The sequence below is a fragment of the Curtobacterium sp. ME26 genome, from assembly GCF_903970945.1.
GTDB lineage: Bacteria > Actinomycetota > Actinomycetes > Actinomycetales > Microbacteriaceae > Curtobacterium > Curtobacterium citri.
On sequence record NZ_CAJCKG010000017.1, the window covers coordinates 52494 to 69725 of the forward strand.

Below are 17232 nucleotides of genomic sequence, written 5' to 3' on the forward strand. Positions count from 1 at the left end.
CTTCCACGACCTCGACGAGGAGCAGGGGGTTCAGTCATCTCGGGTCACCCGCGCCCGCCGCGGTCGGGCCTTCGCGTCGGGTGCGTCGTACCGCGGCGCCGCGTTGACGGCCTTCGTCAGCGCCGCATCCACCGCGGTGACGGTTATCAGGTCCGCGGGCGTGCACTTGAACACGTCGCAGATTGCGGCGAGGACAGGCATGGAGATGCGCTCGGGGCGCTGCTTAACCAGGCGCCAGATCTGGGCTGCGGACAGGTTGATGCCCCGTTCAACGAGATGGGGCGCGAGGTCCGTGGAGTTGTGCATGCCGTTGCGTGCCATCAGCTCGGCAAGGTGCCAGGTGTAATCGGTGTCGCGTCTCATGAGCTTCCCGTCGTCGTTTGAAGGGCATCTCCCATCATGCCGTCCAGCACAGCCCGCAACGTGGACGTTCGGTAGTCGCTCGAGACGCCGGTGTAGATCGCCGTGGTCGAAGCGTATTCGTGTCCGACCTGCTGCTGCACGAACAGCGCATCGAAACCGTCTTCGATCAAATGTGTGATGTATGAGCGTCGCAGGGAGTGGAACGTGACTTCCTCGCCAAGTCCAATCTCGGCGCGGACCCGGCGGAACTTGGACTGCAGCGTCGCCTCCGAGACAAGCGTTGATCGCTCAGTGGGGAAGAGGTCGAGCGACTCGCCGCGGAACCGAGCACTTCGCTCTACCCATTCGGAGAGAATCTCAGACCCCCAAGGCAGGACCGCGAGCACGTTTCGTTGCTTGTAACCGCTGCCCTTCATGGCTTTGCCAAAGCGCACGTTGAGGTGCCCGTATTTGCCGAACTCCGGCGCGTAGGGGTTCCTGGTGAAATCGACGGTCTGCAGGTGGCGGACCTCGTTGATGCGGAGTCCGAACATATAGGCAGTCTTCAGCACGGTGGCGTCACGGAACGCCGTCATCCACCCCTTGCGCCCAAGACGCGCGATTCGGTCGGCGTCGTCATCCGCCACGTCGAAGAGGGATTGGAGCTCGCCTCGAGTGAACGCGCGCCTACCTCCACCGTGCTCGACGTCCTGCACATGGCGCGCGGTGTTCCAGTCGTTGATCACTCGTACGGGATGAGTCCCGAAGAGCTCAAGGCAGCGTTCGACCCACCCATAGCCAGGGTCGCAAACGTAGTCGCAGAAGAGCTTCAGCGCGTTTTGGTAGCTACGGATTGTGGTGTGGAGGTTGTGGTGAACCGATCGACGATCGGCGAAGAACTCATCGACTGACTGCAGCGTCCAGTCCCACGGGTACGTGCCAGCGTGATCGACGAAGATCCGCACCAACCGTTCGCGCTGCTCAACCGTCTTGAGGGCGAGGCTCCGGGCAAGCTGCTGATTTCGGAAACCATGCAGCATCTCCTCGAACGTCTGCGCATCAGGGCGGAGAAGGGGGAGTCGGTGAGGGTCTACGACGAACAGGCCCCGGTCGTCAACAGTCATTCCGATCCTTTCACTAGACGCGAGAATCATGCATCAGCTGAAGGATCCGCGCAAGCAGTGGGTTCGGATCGGCGCGTCTAGACTTCGCGCGGCGAGTCGCGTGGCCCGCCCGCAGGGAGCGAGCGCCCCAAATATGCCCGTAGACGAGCAAAGGTGGCTCGGGCCAGTGGTCGGAGTGGCTCGAGGCCAGGATCTTGCGTCTGGTTGGATAATACCGGGTTGAGTTGACATAATATGCATTATCGGCGCTCGGGCCTCACTGCTGGACAGACGGGACGAACCACGAAGACGACGTCGAACCAGCACGGTGGGCTGGTTCGACGTCGTCTCCGTGGTTCTGTGCGACCGAGCGGTTCGGTGCGACGGCCGTCCCGTCAGTGTTCGGGCGTCTCGTCGCCGGTGGGCACGTCGTCGGCGTCGATCTCGAGGGCGGCCTGCTCGCGGCCGTCCTCCTCGACGTTCGCGCGGTCGGTGTCCGGCTGCTCGGGCGCTTCGGCCTGGGTGGTCTCTTCTGCGGGGTCCGGCTGGCTGTAGCTCATGGCGCGGACGCTACTCGCCGTCGGTCCGGGCGGTCTCGGAGACCGGCCACCGGGTGCGCGACCCGGCCACGGACACGCGGGAGGCGCGTGGCGACCCCGCCACGCGCCTCCCGTCCGGTGTCGCTACTGGTTCTGCATCAGCTGCGAGAAGACCACGGCTGCGAGGATGAACCCGATGACCGCGAGGACGATGGCGACGATCGACAGGATGATGCCGCCCAAGACCATGCCACGCGCCTGACCGCGGCGACGAGCCAGGAAGCCGAGGACGAGTCCGACGATGCCGCCGATGAGACCGACGATCGGGATGAACAGCGCAGCCACGGTACCGACGATGCCGAGCACCAGCGAGCCGATGGCCAGCCCGTTGCCGCCGTTCGTCGCGGGAGCGGCGCCGGGGGTGTTCGGTGCCGGCGGGTAACCGTTGGTGGACATGGGAGCTCCTCGTGTCAGGGGCCGCTGGCACGGGTTGCGTGCGGCCGTCTGAGCACAAGGTATGCGCTTCCCGCGAGTCCTGTTCAGGTTCGCTGGGCGCGCCGCCGGTCGTCGAGCGGTCAGGCGCGGCTGTGCCGACGCACGAGCCCGGGGAGCTCCACCGGCTCGAAGGGCTGATCGGTGGCTTCGAGCTCGTCGGCCGTCCACCAGCGGGACGCCAGGATGTCGACCCGCTCGTCCTCGGTCCACCCGGCGTCGGAGAGCGTGAAGCCGGGGGTGCGGACGACGTAGAACTCGCTGTGGCCGCGGTCGTGGTCGGCGAGGTCCCACGCGACGGTGAAGTCCCACGACCAGACCGACTCCCCCGGGTCGTCGATCACGATGCCGGTCTCCTCGCGCAGCTCCCGCACCGCGGCGTCGCGGTGCGACTCCCCCGGGTCGACCCCGCCGCCGGGGGTGATCCAGCGGTGCGAGCCGTCGGACGACGGCGACCGTGTGTCCATGAGGAACACACGGTCGTCGGGGTCGAGCAGGATGATCCGGGAGGAGCGGCGGAGGCCTGGCTGCGCGGTCACCCGGTCGACGTTACTGCGTGAAGCCGCTGACGTCGCCGACGAGCTTCGTGTGGTCGGCCGGGATCGGCTCGACGGCGGCGAGGGCGATCTCGGCGGCGAACTCGGACACGCTGTAGAGCTTGCCGACCTCCTGTCGACGCCCCTCGATCGCACCCGGGTTCAGGCGGTTCAGGAGCGTCGCCGTGATCGTGCCCTCGATCATGTCGCCGGAGACGACGACGAACTCGATGCCGGCGGCCTCGAGCTGCGGCACCAGCTCGCGCAGGGCCAGCTCCCCCGCACGCTTGCTCCTGGCCACCGGGACGTACTCGTCCATCGTCTCGGCGGTCTCGACGAAGTGGGCCTGGTGGCTCGTCACGAAGACGACGCGCGATCCGACGGGCATGTGCGGGACGGCGGTCTGCAGCATGTCGACCTGCGCGTCGCGGTTGAGCCGCAGGGCGTAGTCCTCGCCGACGCCGGACTCCATGCCGCCCGAGGCGTTGAGCACGAGCAGGTCGATGCCACCCCACTCGGCGACGACCGCGTCGACCATGGCCTGCACGGAGTCGTGGTCGGTCAGGTCGGCACCGATCGCCAGGGCGGCACCGCCGTCGGCGACGACCTTCTCGGCGATCTGCTCGGCGCGACGGGCCTTGTTCCGGTAGTTGACGACGACCTTCGCGCCGGCCTCGGCCAGGTAGCCGACCGTGTCGGCGCCGATGCCGCGCGACGATCCGGTGACGAGGGCGCGCTTGTCGGTGAGGGATCCGGGGGCGAGGGGGTTCGTCACAGTGTTCTCCTGGTCGGGGTCCGGCCGGTCGGCCGCGGACGAGCCTACCAACCGGTCGACACCGGGCGGTGTCGGGCGCGCACCGCTCCCGCGCCGTGCCGGTGCATCCCCGCCCGGCGTCGGCGGGGGACGGTAGGTTGGGGGCAGGAAGACCGGCCGTCGCGACGCTGCACGCCGGAGCGCGCGATGCGAGGGAGGGAGATCGCGTGAACACCGACTGGATCCAGACCGTCGTCTGGGTCGGACTGACGCTGCTGCTCGGGGTGGTCGAGGTCTTCACCCTCGACTTCATCTTCATCATGCTCGCGGCCGGTGCGGCCGGCGGCCTGATCGCGGCCCTGCTCGGAGCGCCCTGGTGGCTCTCGACCATCGTCGCCGCCGGGGTCGCCCTGCTGCTGCTCTCGGTGGTCCGACCGCGGGTCCTCGCCGCACTCGGCCGGAGCGCCGATCCGCACCGCACCAACGTCGACGGGCTCATCGGCCTGCCGGGCACCGTGGCGGTGGCCTTCACCCCGTCCTCCCCCGGCCAGGTCCGTCTCGCGAACGGTGAGACCTGGAGCGCCCGGCTCACCGCCGACTCCCCCGTCCGCACACCGCCGCTCGGGACCCCCGTGGTCGTCGAGTCGATCGAGGGGTCGACCGCGGTCGTCCGCCTCGGAGAAAGGGCCACCTCGTGACCATCTCAGCCGGGACGATCGCTCTGCTCGTCCTCGTCCTCGTCGTCGTGATCTTCGTGATCGTCGTCCTGTCGCGCGCGATCCGCATCGTGCCGCAGGCGACGGCCGGCATCGTCGAACGACTCGGCAAGTACCACAAGACCCTCAACCCGGGGTTGAACCTGCTGGTACCGTTCATCGACCGCCTCCGCCCGCTCCTCGACATGCGCGAGCAGGTCGTCTCGTTCCCGCCGCAGCCGGTGATCACCGAGGACAACCTGGTGGTGTCGATCGACACCGTCGTGTACTTCCAGGTCACGGATGCCCGCGCCGCGACGTACGAGATCGCGAACTACCTCGGTGCGGTCGAGCAGCTCACGACGACCACGCTCCGCAACGTCGTCGGTGGTCTGAACCTCGAGGAGGCGCTGACCAGCCGCGACAACATCAACGGGCAGCTCCGTGTCGTCCTCGACGAGGCGACCGGCAAGTGGGGCATCCGCGTCGGCCGTGTCGAGCTCAAGGCCATCGAGCCGCCCGTGTCGATCCAGGACGCCATGGAGCAGCAGCTCCGAGCCGAGCGCAGCCGTCGTGCCGCGATCCTGCAGGCGGAGGGCACGAAGCAGTCCCAGATCCTCGAGGCCGAGGGACAGCGGCAGGCGGCGATCCTCGCGGCCGAGGGTGACGCGAAGGCCCAGGTGCTCCGCGCCGAGGGCGAGGCGCAGGCGATCGCCACCGTCTTCGACGCCATCCACACCGGCGACCCGGACGACAAGCTGCTCTCGTACCAGTACCTGCAGACCCTGCCGAAGATCGCCGAGGGCAGCGCGAACAAGCTCTGGATGATCCCGAGCGAGTTCACCGAGGCGCTGACCGGCATCGCGCGGGGCTTCACCGGCGGACGCTCCGGCAGCGGCCCGGTCGCCGGCGCTGACGGCGGGACGGACTTCCTGTCGCGGATCTCGAAGCTCGCGAACGAGAGCCTCGCGAACACCACGACCGTGGACGGTGCCGCGGCGACGAACCCGCGGTCGGAGGCGACCGCCGCGGACATCGTGCCGGACGCCGCGCTCGACGAGCGGCTCGCCGAGTCGAACCGGAGCGTGGACGAGCACCTCGCCGCAGCCGACGAGGCATCGCAGACGGCGCTCGGCGACGAGGACCGTCGCGGGTAGTCCCCCCCGAGATCGCAGGAACACGACGACGCCCGCCCCGGATCCGGGGCGGGCGTCGTCGTTCGTGTGCGTGTGTCCTAGGCGCCGCGTCGTGCGCGGAGGAACTGGAGCCGTTCCTGCAGCAGTTCCTCGAGTTCCTCCCGCGACCGCCGCTCGAGCAGCATGTCCCAGTGGGTCCTCGGCGCCTTGACGTCCTCGGCAGCGACCTCGACGGGGATCCCGTCGTCGCCCAGCAGCCGTCCTTCGCGCCCGGTCCGGGGCTCGGACCAGGTCTGCGGCACGTCCGCCTCGGCCGAGAAGACGATGTCGAACGTCTCCCCCGAGTCGGTCTGGTACACCGCGCGCTTGCGGTCGGAGAGCTCGACGCCCTCCTCGCTCTGGAGACTCTGGCTCCCGAGCCGCATCCCGCGGAGACTCCGATCAGCCATGTGTGTGCTCCTCTCGCTCGTCTGCCCTCCTCAACACCCTCCCACGCGCCGGGAATCCCGGTTGGGCGCATTCACAGAGCGTTCCCAGTGGGAGGTGGCGCCGTTCAGGAAGTGCGGCGCGCCGAGCGGCGTGACCGGCGGGTCCACGGTGCGCAGGCCAGCAGCACCAGGAGCGAGCCGAGCGAGACGAGGAGGGTCACGGACCCGGAGACGACCGTGGCCGGGGTGGTCCCGGTGCCGAGCGGCACGTCCGTGATCATCGACGTCGCCGTGTACTCCGGGATGCGGTCGATGGTTCGCCCCGTCGGGTCGATCACCTGTGACGCGCCGACCGTGGAGATGTTGACGAGCGACCGACTGGTCTCGACGGCCCGCAGCCTCGCGATCTCGAGCTGCTGCAGGTTCTCGTCGGTGCCCGAGAAGTCGGCGTTGTTCGTCTGCGCGAGGATGACCTGCGCTCCCCCGCGCGCCATGTCCGCGGTGAGCCCGTCGTCGACGATGTCGAAGCAGACCGCGATCCCGGCGCGGATGCCCGCGACGTCGAGCACGTTCGGCTTCGTCCCCGGCGTGTAGTCGCGCTGCAGCAGCCCGATGAGCGACGGTGCGAGCTTCGAGAAGAACCACCGGTCGGGCACGTACTCGCCGAACGGCACGGGGCGCTTCTTGTCGTAGGACGACTGCCACCCGTCGCGGGTCCAGACGAACGACGTGTTGTGCAGGACGCCGGACGGGGTCTGCGTGATCGCACCGGCGACGAGCGGCGCGCCGATCGTGTCGACGACCGAGTCGAGCGCGCCGGCGACCGCCGGGAACCGTCGGGGATCGGCCTCGGCGGCGGCCTCGGGCCACACCACGAGGTCCACGCCCTCCGCCCCGACGTCGGTCGCTGCGACCTGCGCGCTGAGCACCTCGCCCGGCTGCGCGCGGTCGAAGTACCCGGCCGGACCGTTGCCCTGCACCGCCTCGACGCGGATGCTGCCGTCGATGCGGGTCGGCCACGCGGGCACCGCGAGGACCACGGCGACGAGCAGGCCGGCGGTCGCGACGCGGACCGGCGCCCGGAGCACCGTGCCGGGCGCGTGCGGGACGACGATCGCCAGCGAGACCACGACGGCGACGCAGTAGACCACGAGGAAGCTCACGCCGAGCACGCCGACGTACGCGGCGAGGTGTGTGAACGGGCCCTGCGACTGGGACAGACCGACGCGTCCCCAGGCGAACCCCTCGTACGGCCAGCTCCCGGAGAACCACTCGCGTCCGGTCCAGAGTCCGGCGACGACGGCCGGGAGGCCCCACACCCGCCAGGCGGTCGCGGGCAGCACGCGGGCGACCCAGCGGTACGCGAGGGCGATCGCCACGCTGCCGAGGGCGAAGTACGCGGCCTCGACGAGTGCGAGCGCGAGCCACGGGACCGGCCCGAGGTACCGGCCCGCCCATGAGATCGCCGGCAGCCAGAAGGCCGCACCGGCGACGTAGCCGAGCCAGGCGGCCCGTCGGGCGCTCTGGCCCATCGACGCGAGGAGCATGCACGCCGTGGCCGGGTAGGCGAGGAACCACCAGCCCGGAGACGGGAAGGCGAGCGCGAACAGCAGTCCGCCGACGACGGCGAGTGGAAAGGCGGTCCGCAGTGGCAGTGCCGCGAACTCGGCGGCCCGCACCGGGTCCGGCCGACCGACCTGCGGGCGCACCGCCGCCTCGAGGACCGCCACTGTTCCTCCCGTCAGACCGTCGCGTAGGCGACGATGCCGCGGCGGACCGCGTCCGTCGCTCGTCGGGCGGTCTGGGCGAGGTCGTCGTCGCCGGCGTTCCGGACCTGGTCGAGCAGGTCGATGACCTGCTTCGACCAGCGGACGAAGTCGCCGGCGGGCATGTCGAGCGTGCGCAGGACGTCGTCGAGCGCCGAGCCGGACGCCCAGCGGAACATGCCCACCGACATGGCCGGGGTCGGCGGCTGCGACCCCGCGAGCCGGGCGTCGCGTTCGATGTCGTCGAGGCGGGCCCAGATCGTCAGGGTCTCGTCGAGGGCCGGCCGGAACGCCCCGCGCGGCAGGGCGTGCTCGGTGCCGGGCGCGTCCTCGCGGCGGGGCTGGTAGACGATCGTGGCGGCCATCGCGGCGAGCTGCGCGGGGGTGAGGTCCTTCCAGACACCGGCCTCGAGGCACTCCGCGACGAGCAGGTCGCGCTCCCCGTAGATGCGCTGCAGGCGCCGACCGCCCGCGGCGACCGTCGCCTCGTCGTCGCCGGTGACGACGAGGTACCCGAGCTGCAGGAGCACGTCGGTGACGCGGTCGAACGTCGTCGCGACCGCACCGGTGCGCGACCGGATCTGCTGCACGAGCTTGTCGTGCCCGCGCTTGAGCTTGTACCAGCGCTCGGCCCAGCGGGCGTGCGCCTCCCGGTCGGGGCAGGCGTGGCACGGGTGCCGCTGCATCTGCCGACGGACGTCCGTGATCGCGGCCTGGCGCTCCTGGCGGGCGCCGTGCGAGGCCTCGCGACCGCCGGGCACGTTCGTGCGCTCGAGGTCGGACAGGCGGCGACGGAGGGCGGCGTACTCGGTGAAGTCGCCGAGGTGGCACTCCATCGCCCGCTGGTACCCGTCGAGCGACTCCTGCTGCGAACGGACCTTCCGCGCCAGGTCGACGACGGAGCGGTCCGCCTGGAACTGCGCGAACGACGTCTCGAGGACCTCGCGCGTGCGCTGGCGGCCGAACTGCTCGATGAGGTTCACGGCCATGTTGTACGTCGGCTTGAACGACGAGTTGAGCGGGTAGGTGCGGCGGCTCGCGAGCGAGGCGACGGCCTGCGGGTCGAGCCCGTCGGACCACTGGATGACCGAGTGCCCCTCGACGTCGATCCCGCGGCGACCGGCGCGACCCGTGAGCTGCGTGTACTCCCCCGGCGTGATCGGCACCCGGGCCTCGCCGTTGAACTTCTCGAGCTTCTCGAGCACGACGGTGCGCGCCGGCATGTTGACGCCGAGCGCCAGGGTCTCGGTGGCGAAGACGACCTTGAGGAGCTTGCGGCGGAAGAGGTCCTCGACGACCTCCTTGAACGCCGGCAGGAGTCCGGCGTGGTGGGCGGCGACCCCGCGCTCGAGACCCTCGAGCCACTCCCAGTAGCCGAGCACGGCGAGGTCCTCGTCGAGCAGCGTGCGGCAGTGGTACTCGGCGGTCTCGCGGATCTCGTTGCGCTCGTCGGCCGTGGTCAGCGAGATGCCGGAGCGGAGCACCTGGCGGACGCCCTGGTCGCAGCCGTTGCGGCTGAACACGAAGAAGATCGCGGGCAGCAGCATGCGCTCGTCGAGCACCTTCGCGATCTGCTCGCGGTACATCTTCTCGGTGCGCGGACCCCGGCGCTCCGGGTAGCCGCCGCGACCACGACGGCCGCGGTGTCCACCGCCGTTCCGCTCGCTCCGGGCACCGCCGCCCACGAGCCGCAGGAGCTCCGGGTTGACGCGGTTCGTCGCCGCCGCCCCGCTGGAGTCGAACAGGTCGACCATCTTGGTGCCGACGAGCACGTGCTGCTCGAGCGGCACCGGACGGTCCTCGGACACGATGACGTCGGTGTCGCCGCGGACGGTCTGCAGCCAGTCGCCGAACTCCTCGGCGTTCGACACGGTCGCGCTGAGCGACACGAGCCGGACCTCGGTCGGCAGGTGCAGGATGACCTCTTCCCACACGGCCCCGCGGAACCGGTCGGCCAGGTAGTGCACCTCGTCGAGCACGACCCACGCCAGGTCGTCGAGCAGCTCGGAGTCCGCGTAGATCATGTTGCGGAGCACCTCGGTGGTCATCACGACGACGCGGGCGCGCGGGTTGACGTTCGTGTCCCCGGTCAGCAGGCCCACCTCGGACTCGCCGTACTCGGCGACGAGCTCGGCGTACTTCTGGTTGCTCAGCGCCTTCATCGGCGTCGTGTAGAACACCTTCGCCGTGGGCTGGCGCATCGCGAGCCAGATCGCGAACTCGGCGACGATCGTCTTGCCGGCACCGGTCGGGGCGGCGACCAGGACGCTGCGGCCCTGGTCGAGCGCGTCGCACGCGGCGATCTGGAACGGGTCGAGGTCGAAGCGCAGGTCGGTCCGGAAGAGCTCGAGGTTGCGCGAGCGGTTGCGGACCTTCGCCGCCTGGAACCGCTCCGCGGGGCTGAGGCCGGTCGTCATGAGATCCCGTACTCCTCGTCGAGCTTCGCCTGCTTCTTCGCGAGCCGGCGGTCGTGGAACCACGTGATGATGCACGCGGCGACGTAGAGCACCGTCATCGGCACCGCCAGCAGGAACATCGAGATGACGTCCGCCGACGGGGTCACGATCGCGCAGAACACCAGGATGCACAGGATCGCCACCCGCCAGCTCTTGATGATCGAGCTCGCCGAGAGCACGCCGACGAAGTTCAGCAGCACGAGGAACACCGGCAGGACGAACGCGATCCCGACCGCGACGATGAGCTTGATGACGAAGTCGTAGTACGCCTTCGCGTCGACGATCGAGGTGTCCTGGCTGGACACGAAGCTGCCGAGGATCCCGACGATGTGCGGCAGGACGTACCAGCCGAACCAGCAGCCGGCGAAGAACAGCGGGATCGCGGTGCCGAGGAATCCGAAGACGTACTGCTTCTCGCGGCGGACGAGCGCCGGCACGATGAAGGCCCAGACCTGGTACAGCCAGACCGGGCTCGCGATGACGACACCGATGGTGATGGCGATCTGCAGGCGCAGGTCGAACGCCCCGGTGATCATCGGGAAGTTCAGCTCGGCGGTGTGCCCGCCGACCTCGGCCAGCTGCGTGACCGGCGCCCGCAGTGCGTCGAGGACGAACGGCGTGAGGAACCAACCGCCGATCGCGCACACGACGACCGCGAGGACGGCCTTGAACAGGCGGTTGCGCAGCTCGATGAGGTGCTGCCCGAGCGACATGCGGCCCTCGGTGTCCTTCTTCGGACGACCGGGCCGCTCCGCTCGCCCGCTCGCGGTCGTCGAAGCCATGGACCGATCTTACGGGACCGGCACCGACAGACTCACCGCGGTGGACGGACGCACAGCCCGTGTCCGGACTGGAGGCGCGGGGCGAGCCCGACCCGCGCCTCCCGTCCGCCGTCGGGTCACCCGCAGCGACGCGGACGGCGACGCGGAGGGCGCTGGACCCGGTGGCGGGAGCCGCCTCACTCGGCGGCGAGAGCCGCCTCGGCGAAGGCCCGCACCGCGGCGCGTGCGGCCGGCGGGTCGATGACGACGGCTCGACCGGGCAGGCCCGCGACCAGGCGCACCACCCCGTCGAAGCCGTTCGACGCGGCGAGGCGGATGCGCACGCGGCCGTCGGCGTCCTCGGCGTCGGCCGTGTCGGCGAGGTAGTCGGCCACGAGCGGCAGCGACGAGCAGTCGAGCTCGACCGTGACGATGACGTCACCGCCGGACTGCTGGAACAGGGTGTCCGGGAGCACGACGTCGTCGATCGTCTTCTCGGCGGCCCGCTCGTCCACGCGCACGTTCGACATGCGGTCGAGTCGGAACGTCCGGAGTGCCTGCCGGTCCAGGTCCCACGCACGCAGGTACCAGTCGGTGTCGATCGACTCGACGCGCAGCGGGTCGACCCGTCGGGTCCCGCCCTGCGTGCGGGGGCCGACGTACTCGAACGCCAGCCCGCGGCCGCCCGCGACGGCGCTGCGGATCGTGGTGAGCGCGGCGTCGTGGAGGTCCTGGCCGACGGCCACGTTCGACGCGGCACCGCCGGCGCCGCGGGAGAGCTTCGCCATCAGCGCCCGGATCGCGTCGCGGTCGGCGGCCTCCGGCAGGGCGGACAGGTACTGCAGGCCGGCGATGAGCGCCGAGGCCTCGCGCGCGGAGAGCCGCGGGGAGTCGTCGATCGCCACCAGGTTCGTCAGCACGATCATGTCGTTCTGCTCGAAGTCGTCCCAGGCGATGTCGAAGAGGTCGCCGTGCTGGTACTGCATCGTCTCGCCGGGTACGCCGGACACCGCGATGAGTTCCACCGCGCGACGGATCCGCTGCTCCGGCACGCCGAAGTGCCGGGCCGCCTCGGCGACCGAGACGCGCTCGTGGTCGATGAGGTACGGCACCAGCACGAGCAGGAAGGCGAGCTTGTCCTGCGCCTGCAGGGGTTGCTGGTCAGCCACGTGCGCCTCCGGTCCGCTCGGTGCCCGCCGCGGCGGTGTCGTCGCCGGTGTGGTCCGCGTGGTCGGCGACGAGCCCGCGCAGCCGGGCGACGACCCGGTCGCGCAGGGCGGCCGGCTCGAGCACGCGGACCTCCGGCCCGAACGCCGCGAGCTCCTCGGCGAGGATCTGCGGGTCGACGTGGTGCAGGACGAGGACCCCGTCGGAGTCGACCTCGGTGCCGCGACGCCGCTGCAGCCGTCGTTCGGCGTCCGAGCCCGGGACGACGGCGATCCGCGCGGAGCGCTCGGACCAGACCCGGTCGAGCTCGGCCAGCGCACGCTCCCCCGCGCCCGCTGGCGCCGGGTGCCGGCCGGCCTCGTACGCCGAGACCGGTCCGACGATCCGGGACAGCAGGTAGTTCTTCGTGCCGCCGGTGGCGAACTCGTGCGCCGCGAGCATCCAGCGACCGCCGTGCTGCACGAGGGCCAGCGGGGCGAGCTCCCGGCGACGCGGCTCGTGCTCACCCGGGGTGATGTAGTCGAAGCGCACCGCCGCGGCACGGTCGAGCGCCGAGCGCAGCGGCTCGAACGCGGCGTCGCGCGCCCGGAGCCGCGGCGCGTAGGCGGCGATGTCGGTGGGGTGCGCCGCGGTCGTCGCGTCGCCCTCGTCGGCGCCGGCCGAGCGCACCTTGAGCAGTGCGCGGCGGGAGTCCGTGGACAGCGCGCCCTCGCGCCAGGCCATCGCGGCGAGGGACAGCAGGGCGGACTCGTCCGGCGTGAAGCGGACGTCGAGCGGCAGGTCGTACTCGCCCTTCGGGATCCGGTAGCGCAGCGTCTGGTTGTTGCCGGCGGCGCCCGGGGTCTCGATCGTCTCGAGCGGGATGCCGAGCTCGCGGACGTCGTCCTTGTCGCGCTCGAACTGCCGCTCCAGCGAGGCGTTGTCGCCACCGGCGGTCCAGCGCTGGCGGTAGCCCTGGACGTTGGCCAGGATCTCCGCCTTGGTCAGCCCCGACTCCGTCGAGAGCAGCGCGAGCACGAGGCTGAAGAGCCGCTCCTCGGCGGGCACGCGGGGGGCTCGGGTCGCTGGCACGAGCCCGATCCTACGGCAGCGCGGATGCACCGGAGTGCACCCGCGCCGCGGTCGGTGGACGGTCCGACAGGCCTCAGGCCGGCATCTTCCCGAGCACGTCGATGACGTACGCGGTGGCCTGGCCCTGCTGGTGCACGATCGCCAGGACCTGGTCGCCGACGCGGTGGCCGAGGAGGGCGTCGCGGACGCCGTCGATGACCTGGCCCTTCGCCAGCGGGATGGTCTGTGCGCCCGAGCCGTCGGTCCAGCTCGACCCGACGACCGACGAGTCGCCGGTGCTGCCGGCCCAGGAGACGGCCGTGTACTTGACGACCGCGGTGTCATTCGCGGTGAGCTTCGCCCCCGACCCCTTGCGGAGCAGGTGGAGTGCGTCGTCCTTCGGCGCACTCCAGGACGGGATGGTGATGCCGGGGGCACCGGACGGCGCGAGGACGACGGCGGGCATGCCGTCACCGGCGAGCTGCGGCGTGCCGGTCGCGCGGGCGTCGAAGGCGCGACGGACGTCGACGATCGCGACGACCGCGTCCTCCTCCTTGCCCGACGGAGCGCTGGCGGACGCGCCACCGCTGAGCGCGCTCTTCGGGAGCGCCACGGCGAGCCGGTCGCCCACGTGCGCGCACTCGAGCGCGGTGCCGAGCGGCCCGTAGTTCTCGGCGCCCGCGGTGATCGGGGCGGTCTGGCCGGAGTAGCCGCTGGTCTGCGCGACCTGGCCCGTGGCGCCGTCGACGAGGGTGTACTCGATGAGGGCGGGGGTGCCGTCCTCGATCTCCCGGCCGTCGCCCGAGCGCAGGACCGAGACCTGCGTGCCCTTCGTGGTGAGCCCGGACGGGACCGTGACCTTCGGCTCCTTCCCGAACGCGCCGGTCGCCGTGACGGCTTCCGAGGCGGCACCGGGGGCCGCGCAGGCGGACGGCGTCGAGCCGGCACCGCTGGACGCGCACGCGGTCAGCGACGCGACGAGGCCGATGGTGACCAGGAGTGCGGGGATGGTGCGCACGGACCCTCTTTCCGTTCGGTGCAGGACGGGCATGCGTAGCCTAGCGGTCGCCGTCGGGGGCGTCGTCCGGCCCGGAGCCGGCCTCGGGGTCGGCCGCGGACCCGGCCTCGGCAGCGGCGACGCGTCGCGCCTGCGCCGCGGCCTGGCGGGCGACCTTGCGGAGCTTCTTGTCGCTCGCCGACCGCTCGCCCACGGCGCCGGGCGTCCACGCCTCGACGTCCTCGTCGGAGAACTCCGCCTTGCCTGCGCGACGCTTCAGGTTCGGCAGGACGACACCGTCCGCCAGTCGACGTGCGGTGACCAGGAAACCGGTGTGCCCGACCATGCGGTGGTCCGGACGGACCGCGAGCCCCTCGACGTGCCAGGTCCGCACGAGCGTCTCGCTCGACTGCGGGTCGGTGAAGCGGCCGGTGTCGCGGAGCGCCTCGGCCGTGCGGGAGAGCTGCGTCACGGTGGCGACGTAGCAGACGATCAGGCCGCCGGGCACGAGGGCGTCGGCAGCGGCGTCGACGCACTCCCACGGGGCGAGCATGTCGAGGACCACGCGGTCGACGCTCTGGGGCTCGGTCGCGCCGGGGAGCTCCTCGACGAGGTCGCCGACGGTCACCGACCAGTTGTCCGGCACGGCGCCGAGGAAGGTGCCGACGTTGCCGCGGGCGATCGCGGCGAACTCCTCGCGGCGCTCGAAGGACTGCAGCCGGCCGGTGGGGCCGATGGCGCGAAGCAGGAAGAGCGAGAGCGCGCCCGACCCGACGCCGGCCTCGACGACACGGGCGCCGGGGAAGACGTCGGCGAACGCGACGATCTGGGCGGCGTCCTTCGGGTAGACGATGGCCGCACCGCGGGGCATCGACATGACGTAGTCGTTGAGGAGCGGCCGGAGCGCGAGGTACTCGTCGCCCGTGCTCGCGCGGATCACCGAACCGTCGGGCTGCCCGATGACGTCGTCGTGCCGGAGCACGCCGCGGTGGGTGTGGTACTCCCCCGCGGTCTCCAGGGACAGCGTCGTGAGCTTGCCCTTCGGACCGGTGAGCTGCACACGGTCGCCGGCCCGGAACGGCCCGCGGGACGGGGTGTGCGGGGCACCGCCCGCGGTGAGCGGCAGCGCGGCGGTGCCGTCCGTGCCGTCGGTGCCGGTCGGGGACTGTGCGTCGGTCATCGGTTCGCCGTCTCGGTACGGGCCGCGAGGGCCGGGGTGGTCAGCTCGACCAGGCGGTCGACGTCGACGTCGGCCAGGGTCGTCAGGTGGACGTCGCCGCCCGCGATCTCGGACAGCGGCACGATGTGCTCGACCGCGACGGTGACCGCGCCGGACGCGACGGCCGAGGCGACGCCGGTCGCGGAGTCCTCGATGGCGACGCAGGCGGTGGGGTCGACGCCGAGCTGCGCGGCGGCGGACAGGTAGGCGTCCGGGTGCGGCTTCGGGCGGTCGACGTCGTCACCGGCGACGACCACGCGGAAGCCGCTGGCACCGAGCGCGTCGGCGGCGACGAGGGCCATCTTCCGCCGCGACATCGTGACGAGGGCCGTCGGGATGCCGCGGTCGTGCAGCTCCTCGAGCAGTTCGCGGGCACCGGGCCGCCACGGCAGCTCGGCCGCCTGCAGGCGCTCCATCACGTAGTCGGTCATCCACTGGACGATCTCCTCGACCTCCATGTCGACACCGCGGTCGCGCAGGATCTCGCCCGAGCGCTCGAGGCCGCTGCCCACCAGCGACAGGCCGTCCTCGTGGGTCCACACGGCGCCGTGGCGAGCGGTCAGCTCGACCTGGGACTGCTGCCAGATCGGCTCGGTGTCGATGATCGTGCCGTCCATGTCCCACAGCACGGCTGCGGGGAGGACGCGTTCGGGGTGCTGGGCGGTCACGGGCGACGAGTCTACCGGGGCGCGCGTTCCGCTCCGGGCGGACGGGGCGGTGCCGACGCCGACCCGAGGCCTATCCTGGGTGATCGACCCTGTCCGGCCGCGCGCGGCGTCGCGTGCGCCCCGCTCCACCACCAGGAGGCCCCTCCGTGCCACAGCACTCCCCCTTCAGCGACGGCCGCCTGCTCGTCGTCGCGTTCGAGGGCTGGAACGACGCCGGCGACGCGGCCAGCGGCCTCGCGCGCCGCATCGTCGACGCGCTGGAGCTCGACGAGCTGCGCGAGATCGACGGCGAGCGGTACGTCGACTACCAGTTCAACCGGCCGAACGTCGGGACGGCCGAGGACGGCTCCCGCGGCATCCAGTGGCCCCGCATCGTGCTCTACGGCCCCGGCGCCGAGGGCCGCCCGGTGATCGGCGCCACCGGCTCGGAGTCCGAGCGCGACGTGTTCGTGCTCGTCGGCCCGGAGCCGTCGCGCACCTGGCGCGGCTTCTGCGCCGAGGTGGTCGACCTCGCGGACGTCCACTCGATCGACGCGGTCGTGTTCGTCGGCGCGATGCTCGCCGACGTGCCGCACACCCGGCCGATCTCGGTCTTCGTGTCCAGCGAGAACGCCGGGGTCCGCTCGGCGTTCGACGTCGACCGGTCGACGTACGAGGGACCGACCGGCATCCTCGGCGTGCTGTCCGACGCGATGGACACCGCCGGGCTGACCACGCTGTCGCTCTGGGCCTCGGTGCCGCACTACGTGCACAACTCGCCGTCGCCGAAGGCCACCCTGTCGCTGCTCGACAAGCTCGAGGAACTCGCCGACGTCACGGTGCCGCGCGGCACCCTGCTCGACGAGGCGACCGAGTGGGAGGAGGGCATCGACGCCCTCGCCGCCGACGACGAGGACATGGCGAGCTACATCGGGCAGCTCGAGCAGGCGCGCGACACGGTCGACTCCCCCGAGGCCTCCGGCGACGCGATCGCCCAGGAGTTCGAGCAGTACCTCCGCCGTCGTGAGCGCAAGGACGGCAAGGACGGCGGCACCGCCGGTGGCGAGGGCCCGTGGCGGCCCCCGCAGCCGCCGCAGCAGTAGTCCCGACCACGGGACGGACGGGAGGCGCGGTGCCGGCTGGC

Annotated in this window: 18 protein-coding genes; 3 read left to right on the forward strand and 15 right to left on the reverse strand. The window is 71.4% G+C overall.

Annotation, left to right across the window (positions count from 1 at the left end; translation table 11 throughout):
- Positions 1–30: 30 nt before the first annotated feature.
- The 6 genes from H7A69_RS08810 to H7A69_RS08835 form a co-directional block, all read right to left on the reverse strand.
- A complete protein-coding gene (locus tag H7A69_RS08810) occupies positions 31–363 on the reverse strand; it encodes a helix-turn-helix domain-containing protein (protein ID WP_182046698.1) in 333 nt (110 codons plus the stop codon).
- Positions 360–1466: a tyrosine-type recombinase/integrase gene (locus H7A69_RS08815; RefSeq protein ID WP_126890076.1), complete on the reverse strand. Its 1107-nt coding sequence runs from the start codon at positions 1464–1466 to the stop codon at positions 360–362. Before H7A69_RS08815 ends, H7A69_RS08810 begins: the two co-directional genes overlap by 4 nt.
- Before the next feature lie 374 nt (positions 1467–1840).
- Positions 1841–2005 carry a hypothetical protein gene (locus H7A69_RS08820; protein ID WP_182046699.1) on the reverse strand — a complete coding sequence of 55 codons (165 nt, stop codon included), beginning with the start codon at positions 2003–2005 and terminating at the stop codon, positions 1841–1843.
- Positions 2006–2128: 123 nt separating this feature from the next.
- A complete protein-coding gene (locus H7A69_RS08825) occupies positions 2129–2440 on the reverse strand; it encodes a DUF4190 domain-containing protein (protein ID WP_182046700.1) in 312 nt (103 codons plus the stop codon).
- A 119-nt stretch (positions 2441–2559) separates the two neighbouring features.
- Positions 2560–3015: an NUDIX hydrolase gene (locus H7A69_RS08830; RefSeq protein WP_182046701.1), complete on the reverse strand. Its 456-nt coding sequence runs from the start codon at positions 3013–3015 to the stop codon at positions 2560–2562.
- Positions 3016–3025: 10 nt separating this feature from the next.
- Entirely contained in the window at positions 3026–3787 is a 762-nt protein-coding gene (locus H7A69_RS08835) for an SDR family oxidoreductase (RefSeq protein ID WP_182046702.1), read from the reverse strand.
- A gap of 206 nt (positions 3788–3993) precedes the next feature.
- Here H7A69_RS08835 and H7A69_RS08840 point away from each other — a divergent pair, with 206 nt between their 5' ends.
- Positions 3994–4464 (forward strand): NfeD family protein, encoded by a 471-nt coding sequence (locus H7A69_RS08840; RefSeq protein WP_259346149.1) that lies wholly within the window; start codon positions 3994–3996, stop codon positions 4462–4464.
- Positions 4461–5618, forward strand: coding sequence for an SPFH domain-containing protein (locus H7A69_RS08845; RefSeq protein ID WP_182046703.1), 1158 nt, complete (start codon positions 4461–4463; stop codon positions 5616–5618). Before H7A69_RS08840 ends, H7A69_RS08845 begins: the two co-directional genes overlap by 4 nt.
- Positions 5619–5695: 77 nt before the next feature.
- On the opposite strand, the gene H7A69_RS08850 is transcribed toward H7A69_RS08845, so the two are convergent.
- The 9 genes from H7A69_RS08850 to H7A69_RS08890 all read right to left on the reverse strand — a co-directional run bounded on the left by H7A69_RS08850 (position 5696) and on the right by H7A69_RS08890 (position 16109).
- Positions 5696–6046, reverse strand: a complete 351-nt coding sequence (locus H7A69_RS08850) for an RNA polymerase-binding protein RbpA (protein WP_069710875.1) — start codon at positions 6044–6046, stop codon at positions 5696–5698.
- Between the two features lie 104 nt (positions 6047–6150).
- Positions 6151–7755, reverse strand: coding sequence for an apolipoprotein N-acyltransferase (gene lnt, locus H7A69_RS08855; RefSeq protein WP_259346150.1), 1605 nt, complete (start codon positions 7753–7755; stop codon positions 6151–6153).
- A gap of 11 nt (positions 7756–7766) precedes the next feature.
- Complete coding sequence (locus H7A69_RS08860) at positions 7767–10208, reverse strand: DEAD/DEAH box helicase (RefSeq protein WP_182046704.1); 2442 nt, start codon at positions 10206–10208, stop codon at positions 7767–7769.
- Positions 10205–10960 (reverse strand): twin-arginine translocase subunit TatC, encoded by a 756-nt coding sequence (gene tatC, locus H7A69_RS08865; RefSeq protein ID WP_182046712.1) that lies wholly within the window; start codon positions 10958–10960, stop codon positions 10205–10207. Before tatC ends, H7A69_RS08860 begins: the two co-directional genes overlap by 4 nt.
- A gap of 245 nt (positions 10961–11205) precedes the next feature.
- Positions 11206–12177: a helix-turn-helix transcriptional regulator gene (locus H7A69_RS08870; protein ID WP_182046705.1), complete on the reverse strand. Its 972-nt coding sequence runs from the start codon at positions 12175–12177 to the stop codon at positions 11206–11208.
- Positions 12170–13246, reverse strand: a complete 1077-nt coding sequence (locus H7A69_RS08875; protein WP_182046706.1) for a helix-turn-helix transcriptional regulator — start codon at positions 13244–13246, stop codon at positions 12170–12172. The genes H7A69_RS08870 and H7A69_RS08875 overlap by 8 nt, the downstream gene beginning before the upstream one ends.
- Before the next feature lie 73 nt (positions 13247–13319).
- Complete coding sequence (locus tag H7A69_RS08880; RefSeq protein WP_182046707.1) at positions 13320–14243, reverse strand: FKBP-type peptidyl-prolyl cis-trans isomerase; 924 nt, start codon at positions 14241–14243, stop codon at positions 13320–13322.
- A gap of 40 nt (positions 14244–14283) precedes the next feature.
- Positions 14284–15402, reverse strand: coding sequence for a tRNA (adenine-N1)-methyltransferase (locus H7A69_RS08885; RefSeq protein WP_259346151.1), 1119 nt, complete (start codon positions 15400–15402; stop codon positions 14284–14286).
- On the reverse strand, positions 15399–16109 hold the full coding sequence (locus H7A69_RS08890; protein ID WP_223246483.1) for an HAD family hydrolase: 711 nt from the start codon (positions 16107–16109) through the stop codon (positions 15399–15401). Before H7A69_RS08890 ends, H7A69_RS08885 begins: the two co-directional genes overlap by 4 nt.
- Positions 16110–16255: 146 nt before the next feature.
- On the opposite strand from H7A69_RS08890, the gene H7A69_RS08895 reads away from it, so the two are divergent.
- Positions 16256–17191 carry a proteasome assembly chaperone family protein gene (locus tag H7A69_RS08895; protein WP_069710871.1) on the forward strand — a complete coding sequence of 312 codons (936 nt, stop codon included), beginning with the start codon at positions 16256–16258 and terminating at the stop codon, positions 17189–17191.
- The last annotated feature ends 41 nt before the right edge of the window (positions 17192–17232 follow it).

What these genes read in the sequence shown, in the direction of transcription:
- H7A69_RS08810 (WP_182046698.1), bottom strand. Translation starts at nt 363, where the DNA reads ATGAGACGCGACACCGATTACACCTGGCACCTTGCCGAGCTGATGGCA.
- H7A69_RS08815 (WP_126890076.1), bottom strand. Translation starts at nt 1,466, where the DNA reads ATGACTGTTGACGACCGGGGCCTGTTCGTCGTAGACCCTCACCGACTC.
- H7A69_RS08820 (WP_182046699.1), bottom strand. Translation starts at nt 2,005, where the DNA reads ATGAGCTACAGCCAGCCGGACCCCGCAGAAGAGACCACCCAGGCCGAA.
- H7A69_RS08825 (WP_182046700.1), bottom strand. Translation starts at nt 2,440, where the DNA reads ATGTCCACCAACGGTTACCCGCCGGCACCGAACACCCCCGGCGCCGCT.
- H7A69_RS08850 (WP_069710875.1), bottom strand. Translation starts at nt 6,046, where the DNA reads ATGGCTGATCGGAGTCTCCGCGGGATGCGGCTCGGGAGCCAGAGTCTC.
- H7A69_RS08860 (WP_182046704.1), bottom strand. Translation starts at nt 10,208, where the DNA reads ATGACGACCGGCCTCAGCCCCGCGGAGCGGTTCCAGGCGGCGAAGGTC.
- tatC (WP_182046712.1), bottom strand. Translation starts at nt 10,960, where the DNA reads ATGTCGCTCGGGCAGCACCTCATCGAGCTGCGCAACCGCCTGTTCAAG.
- H7A69_RS08885 (WP_259346151.1), bottom strand. Translation starts at nt 15,402, where the DNA reads ATGACCGACGCACAGTCCCCGACCGGCACCGACGGCACGGACGGCACC.